The organism is Aliidiomarina taiwanensis, from assembly GCF_003987015.1.
Classification (GTDB): domain Bacteria; phylum Pseudomonadota; class Gammaproteobacteria; order Enterobacterales; family Alteromonadaceae; genus Aliidiomarina; species Aliidiomarina taiwanensis.
Genome location: NZ_PIPQ01000001.1, coordinates 543,011 through 567,212 on the forward strand (window position 1 = coordinate 543,011; position 24,202 = coordinate 567,212).

The window sequence follows — 24,202 nt, forward strand, 5'->3', positions numbered from 1 at the left end:
AATTCTGTTATTTTTTATTTGACCTGCATGCCAGGCTGAGCGCCTTCGTGTGGGTTCAAAATGTAGAGGTCGTCGCCGCCTGGGCCGGCCGCTAGTACCATGCCTTCAGACAGTCCAAAACGCATTTTACGTGGCTTCAAGTTGGCCACCATAACCGTTAACTGGCCTACCAGAGACTCAGGTTGGTAAGCAGCCTTAATGCCAGCAAAAACCTGCTTGGTTTCTGCAAGACCAATGTCTAAGGTGAGCTTTATCAACTTATCAGCGCCTTCTACATGCTCTGCGTTGACAATGCGAGCAACCCGCATATCAACTTTCATAAAGTCGTCAAACTCAATTTCAGCCGCAATAGGCTCAATGGCTGCTTGCGTAGGCGCAGGAGTTTCCTGAGCTGGGGCTGCTGTTTCTTGTAACGACTCTTTTGACTCTTCAATCATAGTATTCACTTTCTCTTTATCGACGCGCTGTAACAGCGCCTTAAACTTATTAATAGTGTGGCCGGTGAGGACCTGATCAATGCTTGCCCATGTGAGCGTGTCTTGCAGGAACGCTTCTGCGTCGGCTGCTAATTGCGGCGTAACCGGCTTAAGGTAAACCATCAGAATGCGGAATAGGTGAATACCCATAGAGCAGATGTCTTGCACCGCTTGCTCTTGGCCTTCTTGCTTAGCTAACTGCCAGGGCTCCTTTATAGCAATATACTCATTGGCACGGTCTGCTAAACGCATAACCTCACGCATGGCTTTGCTAAACTCACGTGACTCATAAGCTTGGGCAATGGTGTTCTGCGCTGCTTGGAATTCTGCTAGCAACTCTGGCTCGGCAACAGTGTCTGACAATTGGCCGGCAAACTTTTTACTAATAAAACCGGCACAACGGCTGGCAATGTTGACTACTTTCCCTACTAGGTCTGAGTTCACCCGTTGGGTAAAGTCTTCTAAATTCAGGTCTAAGTCGTCTATACGGTTACTTAATTTCGCGGCGAAGTAGTAACGCAGATACTCAGGGTTCAGGTGCTCTAAATAGGTACGGGCCATAATAAAAGTGCCCCGCGACTTGGACATTTTGGTGCCGTTGACCGTAATAAAGCCATGAGCCCAAACGTTGGTGGGCTGGCGGAAGTTCGCGCCTTTCAGCATGGCAGGCCAAAACAGGCTGTGGAAATAAATAATGTCCTTACCAATAAAATGGTATACCTCGGCTTTGCTACCCTTTTGCCAGAACTCGTCAAAGTTTAAGCCTTCGCGCTCGGCGTAATGTTGGAACGAACTCATATAGCCAATAGGCGCGTCGAGCCAAACATAGAAGTACTTACCCGGTGCGTCTGGAATTTCAAAACCAAAGTAGGGTGCGTCGCGGCTAATGTCCCACTGTTGCAGCCCGGCTTCAAACCATTCATTGAGCTTATTCGCCATCTCCGGCTGCAATGAGCCAGAATGGGTCCATTCTTTTAGCATGTCACCGAAGGCAGGCAAGTCAAAGAAGTAGTGCTCAGACTCGCGAACCTCAGGCACAGAGCCCGACACGGCCGAACGCGGGTCAATGAGATCGATAGGCGAATAAGTCGCTGCACAGTTGTCACAGTTATCGCCGTATTGGTCAGGCGACTTACACTCAGGGCAGGTTCCTTTGACAAAACGGTCCGGTAAAAACATACCGCGTTCGGCGTCGTATAACTGCTCTATGGTGTTGGTTGTAATATAACCGTTGTCCCGTAGGCGGGTATAAATAAGGCTAGCAAGAGCGCGGTTTTCTTCACTATGGGTTGAGTGGTAGTGGTCGAAAGAAACACCAAAGTCGCGGAAGTCGGCTTGATGAGCTTGGCTCATCTGCTCGATCATTTCTTCAGGCGTTATGCCAAACTCGGCTGCTTTCAGCATAATAGGTGTGCCGTGTGCGTCATCGGCACACACGTAATGGCACTCATTACCTACCAAACGTTGGTAGCGAACCCAAATGTCCGCTTGGATATAACCAAGCATATGGCCTAAGTGTATTGGGCCATTGGCATAGGGTAGGGCATTGGTTACTAATATTTTTCTTTCTTGATCAGCCATTAGCGCTCTCGTTCCTAAATTAAGTCGGGTGTGCCTCATAAGCTGCATATAGTAGCTGATTTCGCCTTTGTTTTCATTAGCTATCAGTTGCTTTTCCAGTGAACTTGTTCATAAGATCAAAGCTTCAACGTACCCGAGCGACAATCGATTGCTACAAGGACCTTCCTCATGACAGATTCACTACTTCATTATTGCCAAACCTTGCGCAGCGACACTTTCGTGCATGGTTTTCTTCCTGAATGGATTCAGGTGCGCGGGCCTGTGATTGAACTAACCCTTCCTTTTTATGCAGAAACTGAAGCGCGAAAGCTCATTGCAACAGATGACTTTCTGAATGCTTACACTTGGCATATTCATGGCAAAGTTGAAGCCTTACCCAGAAAAACGGACGCTAAGGCTGTGTCCAGTCGTAATATTATTGCGGTAACCTCTGGCAAAGGGGGTGTGGGTAAGTCTTCGGTAACTGTGAGTCTTGCTTTAGCGCTGCAAGCCAGTGGAGCCCGCGTGGGGATTCTCGATGCAGATATTTTTGGTCCGTCTATTCCTACGATGTTAGGAAACAAACAAGCGAAACCTGAGTTTACGGAAGACAAGAAAATGCTTCCCATTGAGCGTTTTGGACTTCAGGTGAACTCCCTTGGCTATTTAACGGACGAAGAGGACGCGACGGTTTGGCGTGGACCTATGGCCAGCCGAGCATTGGAGCAATTGTGTTTTGATACGCGTTGGCATAACTTAGACTACTTACTGATAGATATGCCACCCGGGACAGGCGACATTCAATTGACCCTGGCGCAAAAACTCCCTGTTACAGGGGCTGTTATTGTCACCACACCGCAAGAAGTGGCCCTGGCCGATGCACAAAAAGGCATTGCCATGTTCCGTAAGGTGGGGGTGCCTGTATTCGGCTTAGTCGAGAACATGAGTTACTATAGCTGCGGTGCGTGCCAACACAAAGACTATATCTTCGGTCGTGACGGTGGTAAAAACTTAGCAGAGCGGCACAGTATTCCTTTACTGGGTGAATGGCCTTTGGTGACAGATATGCGAGAACACCTAGATGCAGGTACGCCCTTGGTTCAAAGTTCACCCGAACACCCAGTAAGCCAAGAAATAATAACAACAGCAGAGCGGATGGCGGCCAATGCTTGGCAATTGAGCTCGCCCAATGCGCCAAACGATTGAGTTATATAGGATATGAGCATGCGTTTAACAGATGGACAAATCGAGCAGTACTTGGCTGCAGGGCATATTGGTATTGAGCCTGCGCCAAGTTCGCAAAACATTTCTGGGGTCACCGTGGATATTCACCTAGGCAATAGCTTCCGGGTCATAGATGACCATGCGGCTCCCTATATTGACATTAGCGGCAAGCGGGAAGACATTGACGCAGCTATTCAACGGGTGATGAGCAGTGAAATCATTCTTAACGACGATGATCAGTTTTTTATACACCCTGGCGAGTTTGCTTTAGCTGTTACCCATGAGTCGGTGACCTTACCAGACAATATTGTCGGTTGGCTCGATGGCCGCTCCTCGCTGGCCCGGTTAGGGCTGATGGTGCATGTGACCGCCCACCGAATTGACCCAGGCTGGTCGGGGCAAATTGTGTTGGAGTTTTACAATAGTGGTAAGCTGCCACTGGCCTTGCGACCGAATATGAAAATAGGGGCGCTTAGCTTTGAAGTGCTTAGCGAGTCTTGCATACGCCCCTACAGTAAACGCACTGACGCTAAATACAAAGATCAGCGCGGTGCGACCGCCAGCCGCATTAGTGCGGATGACGGTACCGATTAAACCATTCGACCATGCGTTGTAGCCGTTCTACCAAGTTCACTGGCTTGCCGGAACGGCTTAACCCATGTCCTTCCCCGCGAAACACCACCATTTCAACCGGTACTTGGTTTGCTTTTAGGGCATAGAACCATTCTTCACCTTGACCAATCGGGGTAATGTGGTCGTCGCTACTATGAATAATCAAAGTAGGCGTGGTTACTTTATTGGCAAACTGCAACGGTGAACGGTCCCAGTAATAGTCATAATTCTCCCACAGGGTGCCACCAAACTCTTGTTGCATAGAAAGGGGTGGGAAGGCTTGTGTGCCGGCTTCTGAAATCCAGTTGCTGACACTGCGCTGGGTAACCGCTGCCTTAAACCTGTCTGTTTGCGTGGTGGCCCAGTTTGTGAGAAAGCCGCCGTGACTGCCCCCGGTAATAAACTGTTGTTCTTTGTCTAACCAAGGGAAGCGCTCGAGAGTCGCATCGAGGGCACTGATGTTGTCACGGTAGTCCACCCCTCCATAGTCGAATCGTACCTTGTTTTGGTAGTCATATCCGTAGCCAGTACTGCCACGGTAATTAACAAAGGTCACTGCATAGCCGTGACCAGCCAACAGCTGGTTTTCTGGGAACCATTGGTGACCCCACATGCCGCCAGGGCCTCCTTTAATGTTCAAAATAACCGGGGTGTTTTCTGCCGTTTGTTTGGGGGCCAAGAAAAATACGTCAAGCGACTGTTGGTCGGGAGTTTCTGTGGTAAAACGCTGGTAGGGCGTTAACTTTAGTTTCGCTAACAGTTCGGTATTTGGGTCGTATAGTGCAGGCAGGTGATTACTTGGCTTACCCTGTGCAGACACCCGTACTAGCTCGGTGGGCTGTACTTCGTTTTCACGCAGCCAGGCCCATTGTTGCCCTTGCTCCGAAACCACTAAGCTACTTAAACTAAATCCTTCACCCGTGACAGGCTGATAGCCGCTGCCATCGAGAGCGGTGCGAAATAGCATGCGACTGCCGCAGTGGTCTGCAATAAACCAGAGGGCGTCATGAGCTGCCACTAAATTACGCGGGTGATGGTCCATGCGCTCTGCTAGCAATTGAACCGTGCCTGAATGAATGTTGGTGCTTAGCAAGCTCGGTGCTGCATACGCATTTTCACGACGCACAAAAGCAAGGTGCTCTGAATCTATCCAGAGAGGCTGGCCCGCATAGGCTTTTCCTGCTTGTAAAAGCTGAGTGTCCCCTTCACTCCATAGGATGATGTCGCGGGCATAAGCCCCCTCTCGGGCGTCAGGGTGGCGGTTCACGGTAAACACAATGTGCTCGCCCGTTGGGCTGAGTTGGGCATCTTGAATAGAATGTTCGACTTCGGCGGCTAAGCGCGTTAAGCGGTGGGTTTGGGTATTGTATTCCCACAAGGTACTAACACGCTCGCTTTTGTAACCCCCTTGGCGTTTGTAGTCTGCATAGGCAATAAAGTCACTGTCGGCTTCTGGCTGTTCTTTTTTTTCTGCTTTAGCTTGCGGGTCTGTAACTTCAGGAGCATGGCTTAAGGTAAGCAGTAAACGCGTGTTGTCTGGGTACCAAGCGAGCTGTTGTATGCGTGCTTGTTCAAGATGCAGGAGCAGCTGCGCTTCGCCACCCGAGGTGCTCATGGCATACAAGCCAGATACGTCTTTGCCTGCTAAAGGGCCGGTACCGGGGCGGCTGCCTTGGAATAATAAGGTGGTGCCGTCAGGTGAAAATACGGGGGCTCGGTCACTCTTGCCAGAGGTGAACCGCACGGGGTGCTCTTGGCCCGCTTTGTGGACCCAAATAGACGTCTCCCGTGAGCGCCGGTCGTCACTGACCTGTGCTTGGACAAATGCCAGCAATTGACCATTGTCGCTGAGGGCCAATTGGCTTAACTGCTTTATATGATAATAGTCTTCTGCGGTTAGGGCCCGTTGTTCAGTTTGGGTTTCAGCAGGAGTGTGCGCGAGGGCACACCCTGACAATACTAAAGAAGCCGACAGGGCAGCGGCAACTCCAGTGGATGTAAAAGATGTCATGTGCTTCCTCTTTTATATTAACGCAATGGGCGAGCATGGGCGCTCGCGCGGAAAATGGCATTCATCAATAATACATGCATGCCGTCCATGTAGGCACGGTAGTTTGGCTCTTGGGTAAAGCTAACAACCATGCCACGGCCATGAGGCTGCTGCATAAGCAGGGGCTTTAAGGCCACTTGTTCGTGGCTTTCAGGCCACATATGGCCGCTTGCCAACACCTGCTCCTTGTCGCTGAAATACACCAGGTTTCGGCCATCTTCAATGCGCAGCGGCGTATACATTGCATTGCCTGTGTACAGACTATGCAAGTGCGAGTGAATACCCGCTGTTAACCAATGTTCTTGATCCACTTCTGCACGCAATAATGCACCCGCTACCCAGTCTGGGCGTGTCTTATCAGGGCGAATGTAGCGTTGTAAGTCTTGTTTGTCCGTAATCAGGGCGCCTGCACTTTGCCCTTTTGGCACAACATCCCCCACTTGGGCTTTCATTTCTAGCTGACTGGCTAGTAGCGGGTTGTCGCCACTGGTGGCAAATGCGGTGGCGTTGCCTAAGGTAATCAGCACCCCTCCATTTTGCACCCATTGGCGTAAATGTTCACGGCCCGAGGCTCCTAGCGCTTGTTGATAACCAGCTCCGCGGGTTGCGGGCAAAATAATAACCTGGTAACGGGACAAGTTGGCCTGTTTCAACTGCTCAGCCCGAATAGCCGTCACAGGGTAGTTAAACTCTCGCTCAATAATAAAGCGGGTACTACCAGCACTTAGTACATTGCTTGGTTCGCCCCAAAGCATGGCAATGCGCGGTGCATGCATGCGCTTCACATTGTTTGAGCCCGGGTTAGGACCTGCTTGCATCCAACTCGAGTCGCTCCCCACGAGGTGCGCACCCGAGGAGTGTGCTAGTTCTGTAAGAATGTCGTTCAGCTGTTCTGGGTTGCCCTCACGCGGAATAATTAAGGAGCCGGCAGGGTATTGAGTGCCTGTTTTGTCAGTGAAGGCGACATCCGCGCTGCGCACCAGCAGGCCCGCGCGTAATGCGGCGGTTAATAGTCTGCCGGTGTTCATGTCGCCCCAAGCGGCAAAAAAGCCATAGCGGGCGTCGGGGTTGCTAAGAGTGCCAGGCTGAATGCGCTGTGGCGCTACTTTTACTGTGTCAGTCGACACGGTGCGGTTACACACTTGCATGTCTAAATTAAATTGCAGGGGTAAGCTCCATGCCGTCACATCATAAATTTGATCGGGCAGGTTGTTCGCCCGCAACCGCTCTTGTTCCGCAAGAAACTCTGGGTCCATGGGCACATGCTTATCCAGCAAAGTACGTATGAGCTGATAGCTTGGCTGGTTGGCATTAACAATATAGGCACCTGCTGGAAAACGGGTACGGCAGGCGCGAAAGTCATTTTGCGCTTGCTCCACCTCAATGCCGTGCTCGGTTAAAATACTCATCAGTTTTCGATGCCCTGCAGCATCACGTTGATTGGCGAAAATATAGCTGCGCACATCGCCTTTATTGCCTGCATTCACAGCTTCGCTTCGGTACTGATAGAAACGCTCGAGTAAGGCCTGACGCCGTTGTTGAGCTGTTTCTATCGTTGCCATATAGGCAATAAAATTGCGCTGCACAGTGTCGGCATAGGTGAGGGTCTCCCCATCGCGGGTACGGAATGTATGCCCACGGGACGAACCTACTTCATAGGTCATGGCAATGGTGCCGTGATACAAAGGCCAGCTGGCGCCGTAACCTGGGTAAAAGGCGTCGAAAATCTCACGTGTGTAGTAGTCAATACCATTGGCGTCGAAGTGGCTGGCGTTATGCTCCCCAACCCAGTGCAGGGCTTCACGCTGCGGCTGGGTTATAAATGGGTTATAGGGGTGCGCCTCGGGTGTAAAGTAATAAGGCGAATCGCCGCCCATTTCATGGGAGTCAACAAACAAAAGGGGAAACGTTTGTTGCAACACCCGTACACGGCCTTGAGTTTCTGGCTGTGTCAGGGTGAGCCAGTCGCGGTTCATATCGAACAAGTAATGGTTGGTTCGTCCATTGGGCCAAGGCTCATTGTGCTCTGCAGCAATTCGGTCAGCGGCAGGCTCAAGCCCAATGGTGGCGTAATAGCGCGACACAAAACGTGCGCGGCCGTCTGGGTTTTGGAGAGGATCAAGGTAAATAACCGTGTCCTGCAATAAAGCGTTTGTGGCCTCGTCTTGATGGGCCAGTAAATGCCATGCGGTGACCATGGACGAGTCTGCCGGCGAAATCTCGTTACCATGCACAGAGCTTGCAATCCAAACAGAGGCAGGCTGCTGCTTTATCATGTCAGCCGCTTCTGCTTCGCTTGTTTGGCGTGGGTCGGCTAACAGGCGCATGTTGGCTTCAAGTTGCTCTAACCTGGCGATGTTTTCTGGACTTGAAATCGCCGCATAAAAAAGCGGACGGCCTTCCCATGTACGACCGTATTCAAATAGTTTGATGCGGTCCGGATGGGCTTGCGCCAAAGCGGAGAAATAGTGATGAATTGCCGCAGGCGAAGAAATACGGGAGCCTGCGGCATAACCTAACACCTGTTCAACAGTGGGCGTACTGCTGAGATACTGGGTGCTGTTGTACCAATTCGGTATGTATTGTTGAGGTAGATCTTGGTTTACCGTTGCGCTTGCAAACATGGGCATGGCACAACAAAGAGCGCCAACAAGTACACGTAAACGTGCACCTAATACAGGTGTGTTCATACTATTCCTCACTTATTATTTAATTGGTAGTACGCTTGCGCAATCGCTATACGTAAACGGGTTGCGTCATGGCGATGTAAGGTGTTTGCTTCAGGGGTTACCGTTTGCACAACGGGAATATGCGTGATCTCATGGGCTTTAGGACTGATTACCGCATGGACCCGGGCGCCTCCTAGATATTGTTCTAACCATGTGAGACGTTCTTGGGTTGATAAACGCCCAGCAGGGCTGTTTTCTTTGACTAAGTTGTCTACATACAGAATGGAAGCACCGGACGCAGCAATCGCCTGTTGAATTTCTTCCACTAATAAGGGCGGCATAATAGACGTAAGAAAACTACCAGGTCCAAGCAGAATAAGGTCGCTTTGAAGAATATGCTCTATGGCCTCGGGTGTGGCGGCTACCTTCGGGCTTAAGCTCAAACGTTTGGGCATAGTGACCAGGGCGTCCACATTGATTTCACCAAAGCAATGTAAGTCTTCAACAGTGTCCGCGGTTAGGTCTGTGGGTACTTCCGACATAGGAAGTACTTTACTATTTACCTTTAAGAGCCGGCTTAATAGCTCAATACTATCAATAGGCCGGGCCGAAATTTCATTCAAAGTATGCAGCAATAGATTGCCAAAGCTATGGCCATTTAGTTGGTTGTCGTTGTATCGGTAATTTAGCAGCTCAGCGGCAAGCGGCTGCTGGGCTAGTTGAGATAAGCAGTTTCGAATGTCGCCCCAGGCTATGCACTTGTGTGTCGCACGCAGCATACCCGTCGAGCCACCATTGTCTGTGGTCGCAACAACGCCCACTAACTTCTTGCCCATAAACTTTAATGAATAGAGTAAACGGCCCAAGCCATGGCCACCGCCAAGAGCAGTAATGCGCTGTAAGGGCCTTAAATAGTCGCTGGCTTGGCTGCTTGTTTGTATGTGTTGTGTTTCCAAAGACTGCCTCAACTCAAAGAAGTGCACAGCATGTTGTTACATGCATTTCAAGTATACAACAATGCATTAACATATAACCACAAAAGGGGGCAGTATACCTTGTTTTCGTGGCGTTTTTCCTAAGCATTTGGCAAGATATGCTGGTTATCAGTGTCTTGGAGTACGTTATGCGCGCTGGCTGTGTCCGTTTGTTGTACACGCTTTTGTTTTATTTGATGGTGCCCTTGTTATTGCTTTCCCTTTTTTGGCAAAGTCGAAAAAACCCAGCCTACCGCCGCCGTTGGGGTGAACGATTTGGTTTTGTTCAGGTTGCTGAAGAGAATAAACCAACACTTGTGCATTGCGCTTCTGTTGGAGAGTTTCTTGCCGCCAAAGGTTTTATTGAGCAGTTACTTGATAATGGTACGCCTGTCTGGGTAACCTGCACCACACCTACGGGTTCTGAACTTATTCAACACTTTCTGCAAGGGCGAGGCGAACATAGCTACTTGCCTCTCGACTTACCATGTGCCGTGGGGCGCTTCTTACAGCGGGTGAAACCCCAAACCATCGTGCTGATGGAAACCGAGCTGTGGCCTAACTTGGTGCATGCGGGCAAAAAGCACGGTATTCCCCAAGCGCTCATTAACGCCCGCATGTCCCAGAGTAGTATGAAAGGCTACCTACGCGCAGCTTGGTTGTTTCGTCCGAGCTGGCAAACATTGCAGTTATGTGGTGTGCAGAACGGCGTTCAGGCTGAGCGTTTTTTACAGTTGGGTGTTCGTACCGAGGCGCTGCAAGTGACAGGCAACCTGAAGTTTGACGTAAAAATACCACCCCAGGTGCAGCGTGATGTGAGTGCTTTTAAAACCCTCCTTTCGGACCGGCCCATCATTACAGCCGGCAGTACCCATGCAGGGGAAGAAGAAATAGTACTAGCCGCATTTCGTCAGTTGCTCAGCAAAAAGCCTGACGCCTTGTTAATTTTAGTGCCGCGCCATAAAGAGCGCTTTGAAGAAGTAGCTCACTTAATACAGCAGTCTGGACTGCGTATGGTACGGCGCAGTAGTGGCGACCCCATGACTGCCGACACACAGGTATTGCTCGCCGACAGCATGGGCGAGTTGATGGTGTGGTACGGGGTTGCAAGCGTCGCTTTTGTCGGTGGTAGTTTAATAGAGCGGGGTGGGCATAACCCCTTAGAGCCCATGGCGTACGGTTTACCCATTTTATCTGGGCCGCATGTGTTTAACTTTACTGAAGTGTACCAGCAACTTGACGCGCATAAAGCCATTCGCTGGGTTCACGGCGAGCCAAGTATGGAAGAGGCTTTATTTGAACTGCTTACTTGCCTTGACCAGGCCCGTCACATTGGCGACCAAGCCCAGCAAGTGTTTGCTCGTCATCGAGGGGCCACAGTGCGAACCTATGCTGCCGTGCAAAGCCTTCAACACGAGCCCACACTATGATGACGCAAAACCACCTTGTAACGCAGGTAGAAGGCCTTACAGAAAGTTACTTTCAAGCTCCTTTTTGGCAGCAGCACAAGGCCGTAACGGGTACGTCAGGTGGTCGTAACACGGTGTGGTTTGTGGCGCCAGAAAAGGTGTTATCACAGGCAACAGAAGTCAACGTGCAAGCACAGGAGTGGGTACTGCGGCATTATTACCGCGGAGGGCTGCCTGGAAAGTTTATTCGCCGTTCGTTTGTGTATACAGGCTTGAGCCGCACGCGTTCAATGGCTGAATACCAAATGCTTTTAGATATGGGCAAAGCACAGCTGCCAGTGCCTAAGCCCGTGGCGGCATTGGTTAAACGCCGTGGCATCACATATCAAGCCAGTTTGCTTATTGAGCGAATACCGCACACGCAAGATGTAGGGCGGCTCTTGCTCCAACAGAGTTTAAATGAAGAAGAGTGGATGACGGTGGGCGCAACAGTACGGCGCTTTCACTTGGCTGGGGTGTACCACTCAGACCTAAATTGCAAAAACATTCTGTGGCGCGCCCTTGACCAACAAGCATTCCTGATAGACTTTGACCGCTGTGGTATGAAACCGCGGCCCTATACTTCTTCACAAATCCTTTCCTGGCAAATGTCTAACTTACAACGCTTGCTGCGTTCTTTTGAAAAAGAGTTAGCCAATACGCCTTCTGGAAGTAGGTTTCATTGGCAGCCTGCTGACTGGCAGGCCTTTATGGCAGGTTATTCAAAAGCGCCTTAGTGTTCGCTGTCAGCCAGCACCAATATGCCCGACCGAGGAATCTGGAGGACTTGTAAAGAGCCGTCTTGTAACACGACACCTTTTGTAAGAACAGGCTCTGCATTGTGCATTATACTGACTTGGTGTGAACCAGAAAGTAAACGCAACGGGCGAGAATTTTCTTTAAAATCAGCCACAGTCCCGACATAAAGAGTGTTAACATAAATCTTATATTGGCTTGCATCGACGTGTGCAGGCGTTGCAAAGTGGAGTTGTGGTCGCGGATCTTGAATGGGTTGCTCATGAAATGGATGAAGGGCAACAGTGTCTTGCACCGTAACAGAGCATGCGCTAAGCCCGCTAATGGCCAAAAGAGCAGCAGCAAGTCGTAGGGTGTGAGTCATGTGTGTGTCCTTCAATTGCAAATGCACAGGGCTAATTTAACGCTAAATTTACACAAATGGAAGGGGGAAGTTCTCATGTCTGTAAGGCAACGAGCTTGTGGATTATTGGCCAGTAGCCTACTCATGGTGAGTTTATGGGCGACTCCGGCCGAAGCTCATGTGCAGTTTGAAACACGCCAAGCATGTATTACTTCACCCGCGCTGCAAGGGCAACAGCCTACGTTGTTACAACTGGAAGTTGCAGAGACAAATGAGCAGCGAGCCCGTGGTTTAATGGAGCGTACTTCGTTAAGCGACAACAGCGGCATGGTGTTTATTTACCCAACAACAGGACTGCGTAGCTTCTGGATGTACCGTACGCGTATTCCCTTAGACATTGCGTTTATGAACGCGCAAGGCGTGGTCATGGAGGTTCAACAAATGGCCCCATGCCATGAACGCAAAGCCAGCCGATGCCCAACCTATCGACCCGCTGTACCATATAAAATGGCGCTGGAAATGGCCGCCGGGCGTTTTGCGGCTTTGCATATAACAACTGGGAGTAAGCTGTCCCTGCATGCCTGCCCACAAGAAATAGGGAACCCGTCATGAACAGCCACCGCCTTATTAGCCTGCTTACTCTGATGTGCCTGCTCGGTGTGGGGTGTGCGCAACAAGCCGCTAACCAACAACCTCAAGTTGAACCTATCTTGCTGACCGCCTTAACGCCTGCTCGTGCGGAGCAGTGGTTGGTGCGCGGGCACACTCGTCAGCAGCAGGTATTAGGCATGTTAGGACAACCACACGGCGTAAGCCAAGTGGGTGACTATCAATACTGGAATTACACGGACGTGCGCCATGACCAAGTAAAACAAGAAAGTAATTTGGTCCGTTTAACCTTGGTGTTTGATTCCCAAGCGGTGCTTGTGGATTACGACTTACAAAACAACCACTTTCAGAAAAAAAATTGAAATATACTATACTCAGGGTCTAGAATTGGAATATTGGATATATATCACAGGCGGCCTCGCTGTTCTAACAAACTTTATAGCGTACCGTGCTGGGACAATTAATAAATACAGAGTCATTGCAGCCTTAGCACTTGCTTTTCTTAGCTTGCACTTTTTTTTGCAAGAGGCGCTAGCTGGCGCCATTGGTATAGGCATTGGCGCTATCCGAAATTTGGTTGCAGTGCGCTACACCAACAGGTTGGTGCTTGTTGTTTTTGTGGCCGCTACCTTGGGTTTTTGTCTGTGGGAGTGGCTGTACTTGCATAACCCAGTGAGCTTATTTATTGCGTATGCCTCAGCGCTTATATTTACCGTTGGCGCCATTGTGTTAACGCATGTTCAAGCCATTCGCCGCTGGTTTATTGTGGCAGAGCTTTTAGGCTTACTGTATGCCTTTATTGTTGGCAGTGGCTTAGGCATGTTATTTAACCTGTCGAATTTAACCAGTATTGTGACAAAAATGCGTTCTGAGCAGCAAAGTAAAACCGAATAAACATTTTATTTTTTAAGCCGAAAGTCGGAGAAAACCAATGAAAAAAAGAATTTTAGGCGTACTTGTAGCTAGCTTATGTGCTGGGAGCGCAATGGCGGAAAATCGGACACTTTCTATGGGTGGGGCCGGTGTTGCGAATGGTAATTACATTCAGGCTGGCTTTTTAAACCCAGCGCTTATGGCGCGTTTTGAAGAAAGAGACAACGTAAGCTTGGTTTTCCCTTCTTTCGGCTTTAACGCTGCCGACGAAGACAACTTAATTGACCGCATCGACGCTTTCCAAGAAAGCTACGAACAGCTTGAAGACTTGCTTGACTCTGGCTCGAACGATGCGGTTGCAATTGAAGCGGCTCGCGACCAACTTCGAACCGACTTCGGCAATGTGAAAGGCGATGTGAACTTTGAAGCAAGTTTCTATGCGCAGTTAGCTATTCCGGCGCATTTAGTGTCGGTTGGTGTGTTTGTGAATGCGCAACCCACCATTTTTACAGGCCCTCGCTTAGACACCGGCGACTTTGACATCATTGATAATGCGACGGACGCTGCAGACTTAGACGACCTACGCAGTGCCGGGGTGGTCGTGGGCTCTATGCGCACAGACTTAGGTGTGGCCCTCGCTAAAAACTTTGAAGTAGGTGGGAATACATTAGGCGTGGGTATTGCTCCTAAAATGCAACGCATTGACACCTTTGCTTACGCTTCTACCATTCAAAGCTTTGACGAAGATGAGTTCGACGCCAATGACTTTGCCTCAGACGATAGTTACTTCAACCTAGACGTTGGCCTTACTTACACACTCGACAATGTCAGCTTCGGCTTGGTAGGGAAAAACTTACTCAGCCAAGATGTTGAGTCTTCTCCTTTTTATAGCATCGACTTTATTAATAACAAAGTTGTGTATGGTAACCCAACCATGCCGCTGGTGTATGAATTTAAGCCCGAGTTTGTTGCTGGTGTTGGCTTCCGCTCTAAGTCGTTCACGCTGTCAGCGGACGTCGACTTAACGGCGCAGAACTACTTGCATATGTCGAGTGAAAGCCAGCAGGTATTATTCGGTCAAGAAATCAAACATCAATTTGCCCGAGCCGGTGCAGAGTTTGATTTATGGCGTACCTTGCAATTGCGTGTAGGCTACCGTCACGACTTAGAAGGTACCTTCGACGACATGATTACCGCAGGTCTAGGCTTTTCACCGTTTGGGCGAGTGCATATTAATATTATGGCGAACTATGTGTCCGACCGAAACCTAGGTGCGGGTGCACAGTTGGCATTTACATTCTAACTGCCATGGTGAAGGTGTAACGGAAAGGCACACAAGCAGTGTGCCTTTTTTATTGCCAATCAATACACTTCACCTTAAAGTAAATAGAAAACAACAACAGGAGTTATTATGAACCCATTTAGCATGGTCGTTATTATTGTGGTGGCGAGCTTAGTTGCTGGCATTGTCGGAAAAATAGTACAGCTTAAGTATGAAAATAAATCAGGCACAGACAACGAAACCGTTTCATCACTGAAAAATGATGTAGAACGCCTAAAAGAGAGAGTGAAAACCCTAGAAGCGCTGGTTACAGACCAAAGTTATCGAGTAAAATCTGAAATAGACAAACTGTAACGAAGGATCTCTAATGGTTAAGAAGTACCGCCGTGCCCAAACCTATATGGGCATGCTAGTGGCTGCAAGTATGCTTGCCTCTATTCTTTTATTTTGTTTTTTAACGTATTCACTGTTTTGGTTACATCCTGCACCCATCGGCCTATTAGAAGGGGCACTAGCTGTCGTTTTGGTGGTCGCAGCTTGGGCTTTTCTTTCAAGGAAAGCGCCGTCATTTAGCTTCGTTTTACCCTTAGCGGTTGAGTTTCTTTGGCATGGTAATAGGTGGGGCAGCTTGAACGAGTCAGCAGTTATTGTCTCGTTATTGCTGGCTGTTAACGTTGTCGTAGCCAAAGCTGTTGTAAGCTTTGTGATCAAGCCACTAGCAATATCATAACCTACTAGCAACTGGGATTAACTTAAAAGCCTTAGCACATAAGCTAAGGCTTTTTTATTTGTTAGCCATAAAAAAAGGGCTTTAACGTAGAGTTAAAGCCCTTTAAAAAGAATGTGTTGGTCGGCGTGAAAGGATTTGAACCTTCGACCCCTGACACCCCATGCCAGTGCGCTACCAAACTGCGCCACACGCCGACTGAAGCGTGTATCTTACTCAATTCTTTGCAAATGGCAAGAGGAAAGGCCCTTGTCAGCAAGCGACTGCTGCTTTTTCAAGCGAATGCGCTTATTTGCGTTGTGCCTCGGTAAATCGCTGTAACTCATTCAGTCCTTGAATAAGGGCTGAAGCTGTAGGCTGCTGGCCTGCCAACTCCGCTCCTTGGTTATCAAACACCACCACGTCACCGGTTGCGGTTAACACACTGGTTTTTAGCGGCTCAAACAAGTAAATGTTGGGAGCAATGCTGGTGGCGCGAGGGTAGCCGCTCACCGGGCTATTGAGGTGTTGCCCGTTACTATAGCTCGTGCTTTTATCGACGCATGACATATAGCGGCTGACCGCCGTGGGCACAATGTCGTGCAAGCTGGCCAGCTGGCGCTCGGGGTAAATCGTCACATTGCGCGTGAGCAAAGGCACAGAAAGCCTGGCGGTTATGGGTAACTGGGCCTGTCGCTGGGTTGTCGGCGCTGTGCTAGGCGTTACAGCCGTTAAGTAAACCCGCCCCTTTGGTTGACGCTGAATAAACTCCTGCACACGTGCCATCACATAGTTGAAGTCTTGCGTGCTCGCGAACACGACCCGCATACTTAAGTGCGGCGACAAAGGAGAGTCGACTGCTGCTATTTGTCCTTGTAGGGCTGTTGGCAATAGAGTGCTGTCGAGGTTGGCAGAGCGTTGCCAGACGACAGGGTAGTCTAACTCTTGCAGGGTTTGGGCAAAAACAGGTATGCGCCGTTGCTGATTAATGCTGGTTTGGTATAAGTCAGACACCCCGTAACTTAGTTGAAAAAAGCCTGCTTCTGTTTGTGGGTGGCCTATAAAGTGCCCTGAATAAAGAGCAAGCTGTGGAAGCGCAGACTGTATATGCGCTACTTGCTCTTGGTCTAACTTGTCAAAAGCAACGACCAATGTGGGTTCCGCATGGCTTTGTCGCGCGCAGAGCAAAGGACTAACAGGGTAACGTAAGTCTGTTTGTGGGGACTGCTCAAGGGCATTTGTGTGCTTGTTGATGTTGCTGATATCTATCCAACCATGGCGGCTCATGAGGCTTTTAGCCGTTGTTGGGTATGATAGAGGAAACAAGTCGTCTTGCTGGGTAATGGGCCGGAACAGATTAGCGTCAGCCCAAATATGAATACTGTGGCTTATAAAAAATGCGCTAATAAAAATTGCCGGAAAAATACGCAAGCTTCTCATGTTGCGCAGGCTGTCGAGTTTTTTCCAGGTTACGTTGGTCAGCAGTAATTGAATTGCAAAAATACTCAGAAAACTCAGAATGAGGCCTATTAACAGCACGAAACTACCACCAGAAAGCCACTTCTCTGCGTCGGTGGCAAGCTGGGCTAATGCATAGGAGTTCAAATGAAATTGGTAGTAGTGAAAGAAAACGGCATCGAGCAAAAGAGCAAATATGGCAAACGACCCAACAATAGCACCGATGGCCCTTAAAATACGGGAATAGGGCAGTGCCAAGCAAAAGGGGAAAAGCAGAACTATAAAAAAAGCAAAAGGTAAAAACGCAAAGTGTCCCAGCCAGCTAACCACAGTATAAAATAGCGCCAAGGGGCTTCCTGTGGTGTTAGCCGACAAAAAGTAAATGCTACCTATCAGGAGGGCGAGGAATATATTGGCGAAAGTAAACCAATGGCCCCAGCTAATGCTTCGCGCAATTCGTTCTCTATGCTGGTGGCTTTTCATAGCTTCCTCACTTTTTGAATTATTATTGCTTGGTTTGCACCGACTGCAACAGTATAGCGCCAAATTGGCGTGCAAGTGCTTCACGTCGACTTGGCGACGCTTGTTGATTTAACACATAAGTGACTAAATTACCTAAAGTCATCAAGGCTAAGTCAGCGGGAACATCGGTTTCTGTGAGCGCATTTAACAGCTTTTCAAACAGCTCGTCTTGCTCGGCGCGGGAATATTTAGACATGATAGGCATTAGGTTCACCAGTAACGTGTTAGAATTGAATGAAGTTTAACATAAATCAGACGCTTGCAAAGCGAGAGGCGGAATGAAACTAGATATAACCACAAGTATTGTTCATCATTTATACCACGACAACGAAGGCCAGTTTGGCTTGCGCTTGTCGCCCACCGAGTTAGTGGACGATGTAGAAGTTATTGCACTCCTTGAGGAGTTGAACCGAGTTTATAACGCAAAGCCAGCCAAAGGCTATGCAAACTTTGTTGACGAGTTGGAAGTTGCCGAAGCAGATGAAACGCCAGCAGACGCACCTAAATTCAAGTTGCTGCTTAAACAATGGCTGCAACAGGAAACAAGCTTTATTGACTTTAGTCATGAAGTAGCACGCCTATTAAAAGACGAAATTGCTCATTATGGCTTTGCTGAAAGTGGCTTTTTAATGCTGTCGGACTTTGAGCAAACCGGTGCGCGGTACTTATTAGTCAGCTTCCTCCCTGTGCGGGAAGGGGTGATGGTGCAGCCTGACTTATCGGTTGATCGTGCAGCGCAATTGGATGTCACGAAATTGCAATTAGCGGCCCGTATTAACCTGACCGAGTACCAGGCTAAAGTTGAAAATGTGGATTACATTTCATTTATTAAAGGGCGCGCAGGGCGCAAAGTGTCCGACTTCTTTCTCGACTTCTTAGGCTGCGCAGAGCGCAGTAATGCCAAGCAAAGCACGGAGAGTTTAGTGCGCACAGTGCAGGCTTTTGTGGGTGAAGAAGAATTGCCTAAGGAAGTGGCAGAACAAGTACGCCAGGAAGTGTACGACTACTGCGGCGAGCAATGGCAACAAGGCGAACGGGTAAATATTGAAGCACTCGACGAGCGCTTACAAGACAAGGGGGCTCCTTCTTTACGGTCATACAGTGAAAGTAAAGAGCAAGAGTTACCGGACGCATTTCCCGCCGATAAAACAGCACTGCGTCAACTCGTGCGCTTCCAAGGGCAAGGGGGAGGCCTAAGTGTAGGCTTCGACCAAAAAATGCTAGGTGAACGAGTACAGTATGATCCAGCAACAGACACGCTCACCATTACAGGCACACCGCCGAACTTGCGTGATCAATTACGCCGTTACTATGGCCTGAACGACTGATCACTTGAACCATGAAAAAAGCCAGCGCATGGAGTTTAACTCAGTGCGCTGGCTTTATCGCTAACTACAAGTTGTTAGCTGCCATCTTCGGTTGGTACAATTTCAACAGCATGCAGACCTTTAGGCCCTTCTTGCAGTTCGAATTGTACTTCTTGTCCTGCTTTTAGTGTTCGGTACCCTTCCATTTGAATGGTTGAATAATGTGCGAAAATGTCGCCGCTGCGCTCTTCGCTTTCAATAAAGCCAAAACCTTTGGAATTATTGAACCATTTAACTTTACCCGTAGCCATACTTCTACTTCCTCTATTGGTACTATATGTGTTGCTTGGGTGGCGCTTTGTAAGCTGCCGTTGACCTGTTGAAACAGGTTCTCTTTTTAATGCGTGTCAAAACCTTGAATTAACTCAGTAATGACACTACCTATAACTTTAGATAAGCTTAATTAATAGTCAAGGCTTTTGTGTATTATTTTTAACGGAAAGTTAACAAACAGGTGGAGATAGAGCTGCCTGATTAATCGAGGTTCAGCTATAATAGGGTTATGAGCAAATATAGTCATTCAATACCAGAACAGCATCTTGATGAAGATACTTTGGTGGGTATTAAGCCGCCTTCGCAGTATCAAGTTGTCCTCAATAACGACGATTACACGCCAATGGATTTTGTCATTGAAGTGCTTATGCGTTTTTTTAAGCTAGACCAAGAGGCAGCAACTGACGTAATGTTAAAGGTACACTATCAAGGACGAGCAGTGTGCGGTGTGTACTCGGCAGAAATTGCCGAAACCAAGGTGGTTCAAGTGAACCAGTACGCACGTGAGTCGCAGCACCCATTGCTTTGCACCATGGAACAAGTGTAGTTGCAAAGCGAGTTGATTTGAAAGAAAGGAGGCATCTATGCTGAATAAAGCTTTAGAGCTTACATTAAACGACGCTTTCCGAATTGCCCGTGAGTTTCGACATGAGCTAATGACGGTAGAGCATTTATTACTTGCCCTCCTTGACAACCCTGACGCTGCCGAAGCATTACGCTCTTGTGGAGTGAACTTTGAGCGGCTTAAAGAGGACTTAGAAAGTTATATTGAGCGGGCAACGCCTAAGCTAGCCGACGAAGAAAGTGAAACCCAACCAACCTTGGGTTTTCAGCGCGTGTTGCAACGTGCTGTATTCCATGTGCAGTCTTCTGGTAACTCGGAAGTCAGCGGCGCTAATGTGTTGGTTGCTATTTTCAGTGAGCAAGAGTCGCAAGCTGTGTTTTTACTGCAAAAACATGAAGTGACGCGTCTCGATGTCGTGAATTACTTGTCCCATGGCATTTCACGCCTGGAAGACACAGAAGAGCCTATACAAGAAGAAATAGAGCAGGGAGCTGCTTCTCAGGATACAAGTTACCTTGCACGCTTTTGTAGCAACTTAAATGCACGTGCTATTGAGGGGCGAATTGACCCCTTGATTGGGCGCGATGCAGAAGTAGAGCGCACGGTGCAAGTGTTGGTTCGCCGTCGCAAAAACAACCCGTTGCTGGTGGGTGAAGCGGGCGTAGGGAAAACGGCCATCGCTGAAGGTTTAGCGTACCGCATTGTGCATGGTGACGTTCCGGAAGTGATTAAAGACGCGACCATTTACAGTTTGGATATGGGCGGCTTGCTAGCCGGTACTAAATACCGCGGCGACTTTGAAAAGCGTTTTAAAACCCTTTTGCAGGAAGTTAGCAAAGAAGAGCACGCAATTTTATTTATCGACGAAATACACACCATTATTGGTGCCGGTGCTGCCTCTGGTGGTGTCATGGACGCGTCGAACTTACTGAAGCCTTTACTTAGTAGTGGCGAGCTCAAATGCATGGGCTCTACCACCTACCAAGAGTTCAAGAATATTTTTGAAAAAGACCGCGCGCTCGTTCGTCGCTTCCAAAAAATAGACGTGGTGGAGCCCTCCGTAGAAGACACCACACGTATTTTAATGGGACTGCGTGACCGCTACGAAGAGCACCATGGTATTCGCTACACCCAGCCCGCTATTCGTGCGGCAGCTGAGCTGGCAGCGAAATACATTAATGAACGCCACTTACCCGACAAAGCCATAGATGTACTTGACGAAGCAGGGGCAAGCCAACGTTTGTTGCCAGCGTCTAAGCGCAAGAAAACCATTGGGGTCGGTGATATTGAGTCGGTTATTGCGAAGATAGCGCGGGTGCCGGCACAGTCGGTTTCGCAATCAGACCAAAGCATGCTGCAAAAGCTCGATGATCAGTTAAAAATGGTGGTGTTCGGACAAGATCAAGCCATTGACAGCTTGGTTTCGGCTATTCGGTTGTCGCGCTCCGGATTAGGAGGTGAAAACCAACCTGTAGGTTCCTTCTTGTTTGCGGGACCAACGGGAGTTGGGAAAACTGAAGTAACCCAACAACTGGCCAAGGCGATGGGAGTGGAGCTGCTTCGCTTTGATATGTCCGAGTATATGGAACGGCATGCGGTGAGTCGCTTAATTGGCGCACCTCCAGGCTACGTAGGCTACGAACAAGGCGGGTTGTTAACCGAAGCTGTCATTAAAAACCCTTACAGTGTGGTGCTGCTCGACGAAATTGAAAAAGCTCACCCAGATATTTTTAATATCTTACTGCAGGTCATGGACAATGGTTCGTTAACAGACAATAACGGGCGCAAAGCCGACTTCCGTAACGTGGTCCTCGTGATGACCACGAACGCAGGGGTTCGTGAAACGGTACGTAAGAGCATGGGCTTCCGCCAGCAAGACCACAGTGTGGACGCTATGACAGAAATAAACAAAGTGTTTACCCCAGAGTTTCGTAACCGTCTCGACGGCATTATTTGGTTCAACCACTTAGCTCGAGACGTTATTTTACAAGTCGTGGACAAGTTTGTTTGCGAGTTGCAAGCACAGCTTGACCGTAAAGGCGTTTCTCTAGAAGTGGACACAGGTGCCCGAGAATGGCTTACCGATAATGGCTACGACAAGGCGATGGGTGCACGCCCCATGGCGCGTATTATTCAAGAGCACTTGAAGAAGCCTTTAGCGAACGAAATACTGTTTGGTCGCCTCACGAAGGGAGGTAATGTCCGTGTTACCTTGTCGGACACGCCAGACGACAAAGAAAACGCTTTGCAGTTTTGCTTTGATAACGAAAGTGAAGCTGTGGTGTAAGCGGGAATGAAGCAATAAAAAAACCGGCCAACAGGCCGGTTTTTTGGTATTTCAAGCAACGTTTATTAACGTGTACGGAAAACAATACGACCTTTGGTAAGGTCATAAGGTGTTAGCTGAACAGTTACTTTGTCACCGGTCAGAATTCGAATATAGTTCTTCCGCATTTTCCCAGAGATATGCGCAGTCACAACGTGACCGTTCTCAAGTTCAACACGAAACATAGTGTTTGGCAGAGTGTCGAGAATGACACCTTGCATTTCAATGCTATCTTCTTTCGCCATTAATTCCTCAAATCTTTATCAATGCATCTGGCTTAAAAACGCGGGCAATCATAACCTAACACAAGACAAATTGCCAGCGATTTTCAAATTTAGCTAAGTATCTAGCTGTACTTTTTGTGGCGCAAGAGCCTGCTGCGAGACATTCTTGTGACCGTATTTGGCTAATGCATGTAGATACTCGTGTCGGGGGAGAACAACGGCGCCTAAGCGCATAAGGTGCGGGTTAGGTACCTGGCAGTCAATAAGTTGCAAGCCATGGGGCTGGAAATGGCTTTTTAAGGCTAAAAGAGCACACTTCGAAGCATGGTCGGCCCGATGGAACATACTTTCACCGCAAAAAACCTGGCCCACTAACACGCCATATAGTCCCCCCACTAAAGCCCCTTGCGACCAAACTTCAATGGAGTGGGCGTGTCCTTGCTGGTGTAAAGCCTGATAGGCTTGCATCATGTCGGGTGTTATCCAAGTACCTGTCACCGCGCTATGCACCTCTGCGCATGACTTTATCACATCAGAAAATGCGTAGTTAATCGTATAACTGTACAGGTTTTTGCGCAGAAACTTGCGCAAGGAACGGCTGGTATGAATCTGCTCAGGCCAGAAGGCGGCCCGGGTATAAGGCGACCACCAAAGAATCGGGTCGCCTTCACTATACCAAGGGAAAATACCTTGTTGATAAGCTTGTAGCAGTCGCGTTGGGCTCAAATCACCCCCTGCAACAAGTAAGCCGTCAGGCTCATGTAACGCCGTTTCAAGGGGCGGAAAGTAAAATCTCTCCGCGTTGAAATAGGGAATCATGGCCTGTTTGTTTGGCTATAAACTGTCAAGAAAGCGCTCTGCGTCAAGGGCGGCCATACAGCCTGTGCCAGCAGAAGTAATGGCTTGACGGTAGGTAAAGTCGGACACGTCGCCAGCAGCAAAAACGCCAGGAATACTGGTTTGAGTGGCGTTCGCTTGGGCCCCGGACTGCACTTTTAAGTACCCATTTTCCATGTCCAGCTGGCCTTCAAATAGCTGAGTGTTTGGCTGGTGGCCAATGGCAATGAACACACCATGTACAGCCAGGTCAGACACTTCGTCGCTTTGTGTGTCCCGAATGCGCACACCGGTAACACCCGCGTCATCTCCAACGACTTCGTCGAGGGTTTTATTCAGGTGCAGTGTAATATTGCCGTTTTCCGCCTTCTCCATTAAGCGATCAATCAGAATCTTCTCAGAACGGAAAGTATCGCGGCGGTGAATCACATGCACTTCTTCAGCAATGTTCGACAAGTATAAGGCTTCTTCTACGGCAGTATTACCACCACCGACGACACATACTTGTTGCCCACGGTAAAAGAAACCGTCACAGGTTGCGCAGGCACTTACGCCACGACCTTGGAAAGCCGTTTCCGATGGTAAACCTAAATACTTTGCAGATGCGCCAGTCGCGATAATTAAGGCGTCGCACGTGTATTCACCCGAGTCACCTTTTAAGCGGAAAGGGCGCTGTGTTAAGTCGGCCTCGTTGATATGATCAAAAATGATTTCCGTATCAAAACGCTCAGCGTGCTTTTGCATGCGCACCATCAAATCGGGGCCTGTAAGTCCTTCTGGGTCACCTGGCCAGTTTTCTACGTCTGTGGTGGTGGTAAGCTGACCACCTTGCTGCATGCCGGTCACCAACACTGGGTTTAAGTTCGCACGGGCTGCATACACAGCCGCCGTGTAGCCAGCAGGGCCAGAACCAAGAATTAATAATTTACAATGCTTTACATCAGCCATCGAGCTCAAACTCCAGTTTTCCGATGAATTAAAATAATATTGTGCAACGATTGTAGGGAATTGTACCCAGAGGGTAAAGAGCCGGGAAAATCCCGGCTCT

24 protein-coding genes and 1 tRNA gene are annotated in these 24,202 nt (G+C 48.9%); 13 read left to right on the forward strand and 12 right to left on the reverse strand.

Going from position 1 to position 24,202, the window contains the following annotated elements; genetic code table 11:
- Positions 1 to 14: 14 nt before the first annotated feature.
- Positions 15 to 2,057 carry a methionine--tRNA ligase gene (gene metG / locus CWE15_RS02495; protein WP_126756465.1) on the reverse strand — a complete coding sequence of 681 codons (2,043 nt, stop codon included), beginning with the start codon at positions 2,055 to 2,057 and terminating at the stop codon, positions 15 to 17.
- A 168-nt stretch (positions 2,058 to 2,225) separates the two neighbouring features.
- Here metG and apbC point away from each other — a divergent pair, with 168 nt between their 5' ends.
- Both apbC and dcd read left to right on the forward strand, forming a co-directional pair.
- Positions 2,226 to 3,242, forward strand: coding sequence for an iron-sulfur cluster carrier protein ApbC (apbC, locus tag CWE15_RS02500; protein ID WP_126756466.1), 1,017 nt, complete (start codon positions 2,226 to 2,228; stop codon positions 3,240 to 3,242).
- An 18-nt stretch (positions 3,243 to 3,260) separates the two neighbouring features.
- Positions 3,261 to 3,854: a dCTP deaminase gene (gene dcd / locus CWE15_RS02505; protein WP_126756467.1), complete on the forward strand. Its 594-nt coding sequence runs from the start codon at positions 3,261 to 3,263 to the stop codon at positions 3,852 to 3,854.
- Here dcd and CWE15_RS02510 read toward each other — a convergent pair.
- From CWE15_RS02510 to CWE15_RS02520, 3 genes are read right to left on the reverse strand one after another with little or no spacing between them, the layout of a single operon-like run.
- A complete protein-coding gene (locus CWE15_RS02510) occupies positions 3,829 to 5,883 on the reverse strand; it encodes an alpha/beta hydrolase family protein (protein WP_126756468.1) in 2,055 nt (684 codons plus the stop codon). The genes dcd and CWE15_RS02510 overlap by 26 nt on opposite strands.
- Before the next feature lie 17 nt (positions 5,884 to 5,900).
- A complete protein-coding gene (locus CWE15_RS02515) occupies positions 5,901 to 8,612 on the reverse strand; it encodes a M14 family metallopeptidase (protein ID WP_241971835.1) in 2,712 nt (903 codons plus the stop codon).
- Positions 8,613 to 8,620: 8 nt separating this feature from the next.
- On the reverse strand, positions 8,621 to 9,547 hold the full coding sequence (locus CWE15_RS02520) for a gluconeogenesis factor YvcK family protein (RefSeq protein ID WP_241971836.1): 927 nt from the start codon (positions 9,545 to 9,547) through the stop codon (positions 8,621 to 8,623).
- 137 nt (positions 9,548 to 9,684) lie between these two features.
- Between CWE15_RS02520 and waaA the strand changes: the two genes are divergently transcribed.
- On the forward strand, positions 9,685 to 10,995 hold the full coding sequence (gene waaA, locus CWE15_RS02525; protein WP_126756469.1) for a lipid IV(A) 3-deoxy-D-manno-octulosonic acid transferase: 1,311 nt from the start codon (positions 9,685 to 9,687) through the stop codon (positions 10,993 to 10,995).
- On the forward strand, positions 10,992 to 11,750 hold the full coding sequence (locus CWE15_RS02530; RefSeq protein ID WP_126756470.1) for a 3-deoxy-D-manno-octulosonic acid kinase: 759 nt from the start codon (positions 10,992 to 10,994) through the stop codon (positions 11,748 to 11,750). Before waaA ends, CWE15_RS02530 begins: the two co-directional genes overlap by 4 nt.
- On the opposite strand, the gene CWE15_RS02535 is transcribed toward CWE15_RS02530, so the two are convergent.
- Positions 11,747 to 12,133 (reverse strand): hypothetical protein, encoded by a 387-nt coding sequence (locus CWE15_RS02535; protein ID WP_126756471.1) that lies wholly within the window; start codon positions 12,131 to 12,133, stop codon positions 11,747 to 11,749. The two genes, CWE15_RS02530 and CWE15_RS02535, sit on opposite strands and share 4 nt — an antisense overlap.
- A gap of 75 nt (positions 12,134 to 12,208) precedes the next feature.
- On the opposite strand from CWE15_RS02535, the gene CWE15_RS02540 reads away from it, so the two are divergent.
- From CWE15_RS02540 to CWE15_RS02565, 6 genes are all read left to right on the forward strand, one after another.
- Positions 12,209 to 12,724 carry a DUF192 domain-containing protein gene (locus CWE15_RS02540; protein ID WP_157980698.1) on the forward strand — a complete coding sequence of 172 codons (516 nt, stop codon included), beginning with the start codon at positions 12,209 to 12,211 and terminating at the stop codon, positions 12,722 to 12,724.
- Positions 12,721 to 13,083, forward strand: a complete 363-nt coding sequence (locus CWE15_RS02545) for an outer membrane protein assembly factor BamE (RefSeq protein ID WP_126756473.1) — start codon at positions 12,721 to 12,723, stop codon at positions 13,081 to 13,083. Before CWE15_RS02540 ends, CWE15_RS02545 begins: the two co-directional genes overlap by 4 nt.
- A 25-nt stretch (positions 13,084 to 13,108) precedes the next feature.
- Entirely contained in the window at positions 13,109 to 13,615 is a 507-nt protein-coding gene (locus CWE15_RS02550) for a YgjV family protein (RefSeq protein ID WP_126756474.1), read from the forward strand.
- Positions 13,616 to 13,652: 37 nt separating this feature from the next.
- The gene (gene traF / locus CWE15_RS02555; protein WP_126756475.1) at positions 13,653 to 14,897 is read left to right on the forward strand and encodes a conjugal transfer protein TraF; all 1,245 of its coding nucleotides are present in this window, start codon (positions 13,653 to 13,655) and stop codon (positions 14,895 to 14,897) included.
- A 108-nt stretch (positions 14,898 to 15,005) separates the two neighbouring features.
- The gene (locus CWE15_RS02560; protein ID WP_126756476.1) at positions 15,006 to 15,230 is read left to right on the forward strand and encodes a hypothetical protein; all 225 of its coding nucleotides are present in this window, start codon (positions 15,006 to 15,008) and stop codon (positions 15,228 to 15,230) included.
- Between the two features lie 58 nt (positions 15,231 to 15,288).
- Complete coding sequence (locus CWE15_RS02565) at positions 15,289 to 15,606, forward strand: hypothetical protein (RefSeq protein ID WP_126756477.1); 318 nt, start codon at positions 15,289 to 15,291, stop codon at positions 15,604 to 15,606.
- A gap of 117 nt (positions 15,607 to 15,723) precedes the next feature.
- On the opposite strand, the gene CWE15_RS02570 is transcribed toward CWE15_RS02565, so the two are convergent.
- From CWE15_RS02570 to CWE15_RS02580, 3 genes are all read right to left on the reverse strand, one after another.
- Positions 15,724 to 15,800: transfer RNA gene (locus CWE15_RS02570), tRNA-Pro, on the reverse strand.
- A 91-nt stretch (positions 15,801 to 15,891) separates the two neighbouring features.
- Complete coding sequence (locus tag CWE15_RS02575) at positions 15,892 to 17,523, reverse strand: DUF3413 domain-containing protein (RefSeq protein WP_126756478.1); 1,632 nt, start codon at positions 17,521 to 17,523, stop codon at positions 15,892 to 15,894.
- Positions 17,524 to 17,545: 22 nt separating this feature from the next.
- Positions 17,546 to 17,758 carry a DUF1414 domain-containing protein gene (locus tag CWE15_RS02580; RefSeq protein ID WP_241971837.1) on the reverse strand — a complete coding sequence of 71 codons (213 nt, stop codon included), beginning with the start codon at positions 17,756 to 17,758 and terminating at the stop codon, positions 17,546 to 17,548.
- A gap of 82 nt (positions 17,759 to 17,840) precedes the next feature.
- Here CWE15_RS02580 and yejK point away from each other — a divergent pair, with 82 nt between their 5' ends.
- On the forward strand, positions 17,841 to 18,890 hold the full coding sequence (gene yejK, locus CWE15_RS02585) for a nucleoid-associated protein YejK (protein ID WP_126756480.1): 1,050 nt from the start codon (positions 17,841 to 17,843) through the stop codon (positions 18,888 to 18,890).
- 74 nt (positions 18,891 to 18,964) lie between these two features.
- Here yejK and cspD read toward each other — a convergent pair whose 3' ends face one another.
- On the reverse strand, positions 18,965 to 19,180 hold the full coding sequence (cspD, locus tag CWE15_RS02590) for a cold shock domain-containing protein CspD (RefSeq protein WP_126756481.1): 216 nt from the start codon (positions 19,178 to 19,180) through the stop codon (positions 18,965 to 18,967).
- Between the two features lie 251 nt (positions 19,181 to 19,431).
- Between cspD and clpS the strand changes: the two genes are divergently transcribed.
- Both clpS and clpA read left to right on the forward strand, forming a co-directional pair.
- A complete protein-coding gene (gene clpS, locus CWE15_RS02595) occupies positions 19,432 to 19,749 on the forward strand; it encodes an ATP-dependent Clp protease adapter ClpS (RefSeq protein ID WP_126756482.1) in 318 nt (105 codons plus the stop codon).
- 37 nt (positions 19,750 to 19,786) lie between these two features.
- On the forward strand, positions 19,787 to 22,054 hold the full coding sequence (gene clpA / locus CWE15_RS02600; RefSeq protein ID WP_126756483.1) for an ATP-dependent Clp protease ATP-binding subunit ClpA: 2,268 nt from the start codon (positions 19,787 to 19,789) through the stop codon (positions 22,052 to 22,054).
- Between the two features lie 65 nt (positions 22,055 to 22,119).
- Here clpA and infA read toward each other — a convergent pair whose 3' ends face one another.
- From infA to trxB, 3 genes are all read right to left on the reverse strand, one after another.
- A complete protein-coding gene (gene infA, locus CWE15_RS02605) occupies positions 22,120 to 22,338 on the reverse strand; it encodes a translation initiation factor IF-1 (protein WP_072155533.1) in 219 nt (72 codons plus the stop codon).
- A gap of 93 nt (positions 22,339 to 22,431) precedes the next feature.
- Positions 22,432 to 23,136: a leucyl/phenylalanyl-tRNA--protein transferase gene (gene aat / locus CWE15_RS02610; RefSeq protein WP_126756484.1), complete on the reverse strand. Its 705-nt coding sequence runs from the start codon at positions 23,134 to 23,136 to the stop codon at positions 22,432 to 22,434.
- Positions 23,137 to 23,151: 15 nt separating this feature from the next.
- Positions 23,152 to 24,102, reverse strand: coding sequence for a thioredoxin-disulfide reductase (trxB, locus tag CWE15_RS02615; protein WP_126756485.1), 951 nt, complete (start codon positions 24,100 to 24,102; stop codon positions 23,152 to 23,154).
- Positions 24,103 to 24,202 lie beyond the last annotated feature (100 nt).

What these genes read in the sequence shown, in the direction of transcription:
- metG (WP_126756465.1), bottom strand. Translation starts at nt 2,057, where the DNA reads ATGGCTGATCAAGAAAGAAAAATATTAGTAACCAATGCCCTACCCTAT.
- apbC (WP_126756466.1), top strand. Translation starts at nt 2,226, where the DNA reads ATGACAGATTCACTACTTCATTATTGCCAAACCTTGCGCAGCGACACT.
- dcd (WP_126756467.1), top strand. Translation starts at nt 3,261, where the DNA reads ATGCGTTTAACAGATGGACAAATCGAGCAGTACTTGGCTGCAGGGCAT.
- CWE15_RS02510 (WP_126756468.1), bottom strand. Translation starts at nt 5,883, where the DNA reads ATGACATCTTTTACATCCACTGGAGTTGCCGCTGCCCTGTCGGCTTCT.
- CWE15_RS02515 (WP_241971835.1), bottom strand. Translation starts at nt 8,612, where the DNA reads ATGAACACACCTGTATTAGGTGCACGTTTACGTGTACTTGTTGGCGCT.
- waaA (WP_126756469.1), top strand. Translation starts at nt 9,685, where the DNA reads ATGCTGGTTATCAGTGTCTTGGAGTACGTTATGCGCGCTGGCTGTGTC.
- CWE15_RS02530 (WP_126756470.1), top strand. Translation starts at nt 10,992, where the DNA reads ATGATGACGCAAAACCACCTTGTAACGCAGGTAGAAGGCCTTACAGAA.
- CWE15_RS02535 (WP_126756471.1), bottom strand. Translation starts at nt 12,133, where the DNA reads ATGACTCACACCCTACGACTTGCTGCTGCTCTTTTGGCCATTAGCGGG.
- CWE15_RS02540 (WP_157980698.1), top strand. Translation starts at nt 12,209, where the DNA reads ATGTCTGTAAGGCAACGAGCTTGTGGATTATTGGCCAGTAGCCTACTC.
- CWE15_RS02545 (WP_126756473.1), top strand. Translation starts at nt 12,721, where the DNA reads ATGAACAGCCACCGCCTTATTAGCCTGCTTACTCTGATGTGCCTGCTC.
- traF (WP_126756475.1), top strand. Translation starts at nt 13,653, where the DNA reads ATGAAAAAAAGAATTTTAGGCGTACTTGTAGCTAGCTTATGTGCTGGG.
- CWE15_RS02560 (WP_126756476.1), top strand. Translation starts at nt 15,006, where the DNA reads ATGAACCCATTTAGCATGGTCGTTATTATTGTGGTGGCGAGCTTAGTT.
- CWE15_RS02575 (WP_126756478.1), bottom strand. Translation starts at nt 17,523, where the DNA reads ATGAAAAGCCACCAGCATAGAGAACGAATTGCGCGAAGCATTAGCTGG.
- CWE15_RS02580 (WP_241971837.1), bottom strand. Translation starts at nt 17,758, where the DNA reads ATGTCTAAATATTCCCGCGCCGAGCAAGACGAGCTGTTTGAAAAGCTG.
- yejK (WP_126756480.1), top strand. Translation starts at nt 17,841, where the DNA reads ATGAAACTAGATATAACCACAAGTATTGTTCATCATTTATACCACGAC.
- cspD (WP_126756481.1), bottom strand. Translation starts at nt 19,180, where the DNA reads ATGGCTACGGGTAAAGTTAAATGGTTCAATAATTCCAAAGGTTTTGGC.
- clpS (WP_126756482.1), top strand. Translation starts at nt 19,432, where the DNA reads ATGAGCAAATATAGTCATTCAATACCAGAACAGCATCTTGATGAAGAT.
- clpA (WP_126756483.1), top strand. Translation starts at nt 19,787, where the DNA reads ATGCTGAATAAAGCTTTAGAGCTTACATTAAACGACGCTTTCCGAATT.
- infA (WP_072155533.1), bottom strand. Translation starts at nt 22,338, where the DNA reads ATGGCGAAAGAAGATAGCATTGAAATGCAAGGTGTCATTCTCGACACT.
- aat (WP_126756484.1), bottom strand. Translation starts at nt 23,136, where the DNA reads ATGATTCCCTATTTCAACGCGGAGAGATTTTACTTTCCGCCCCTTGAA.
- trxB (WP_126756485.1), bottom strand. Translation starts at nt 24,102, where the DNA reads ATGGCTGATGTAAAGCATTGTAAATTATTAATTCTTGGTTCTGGCCCT.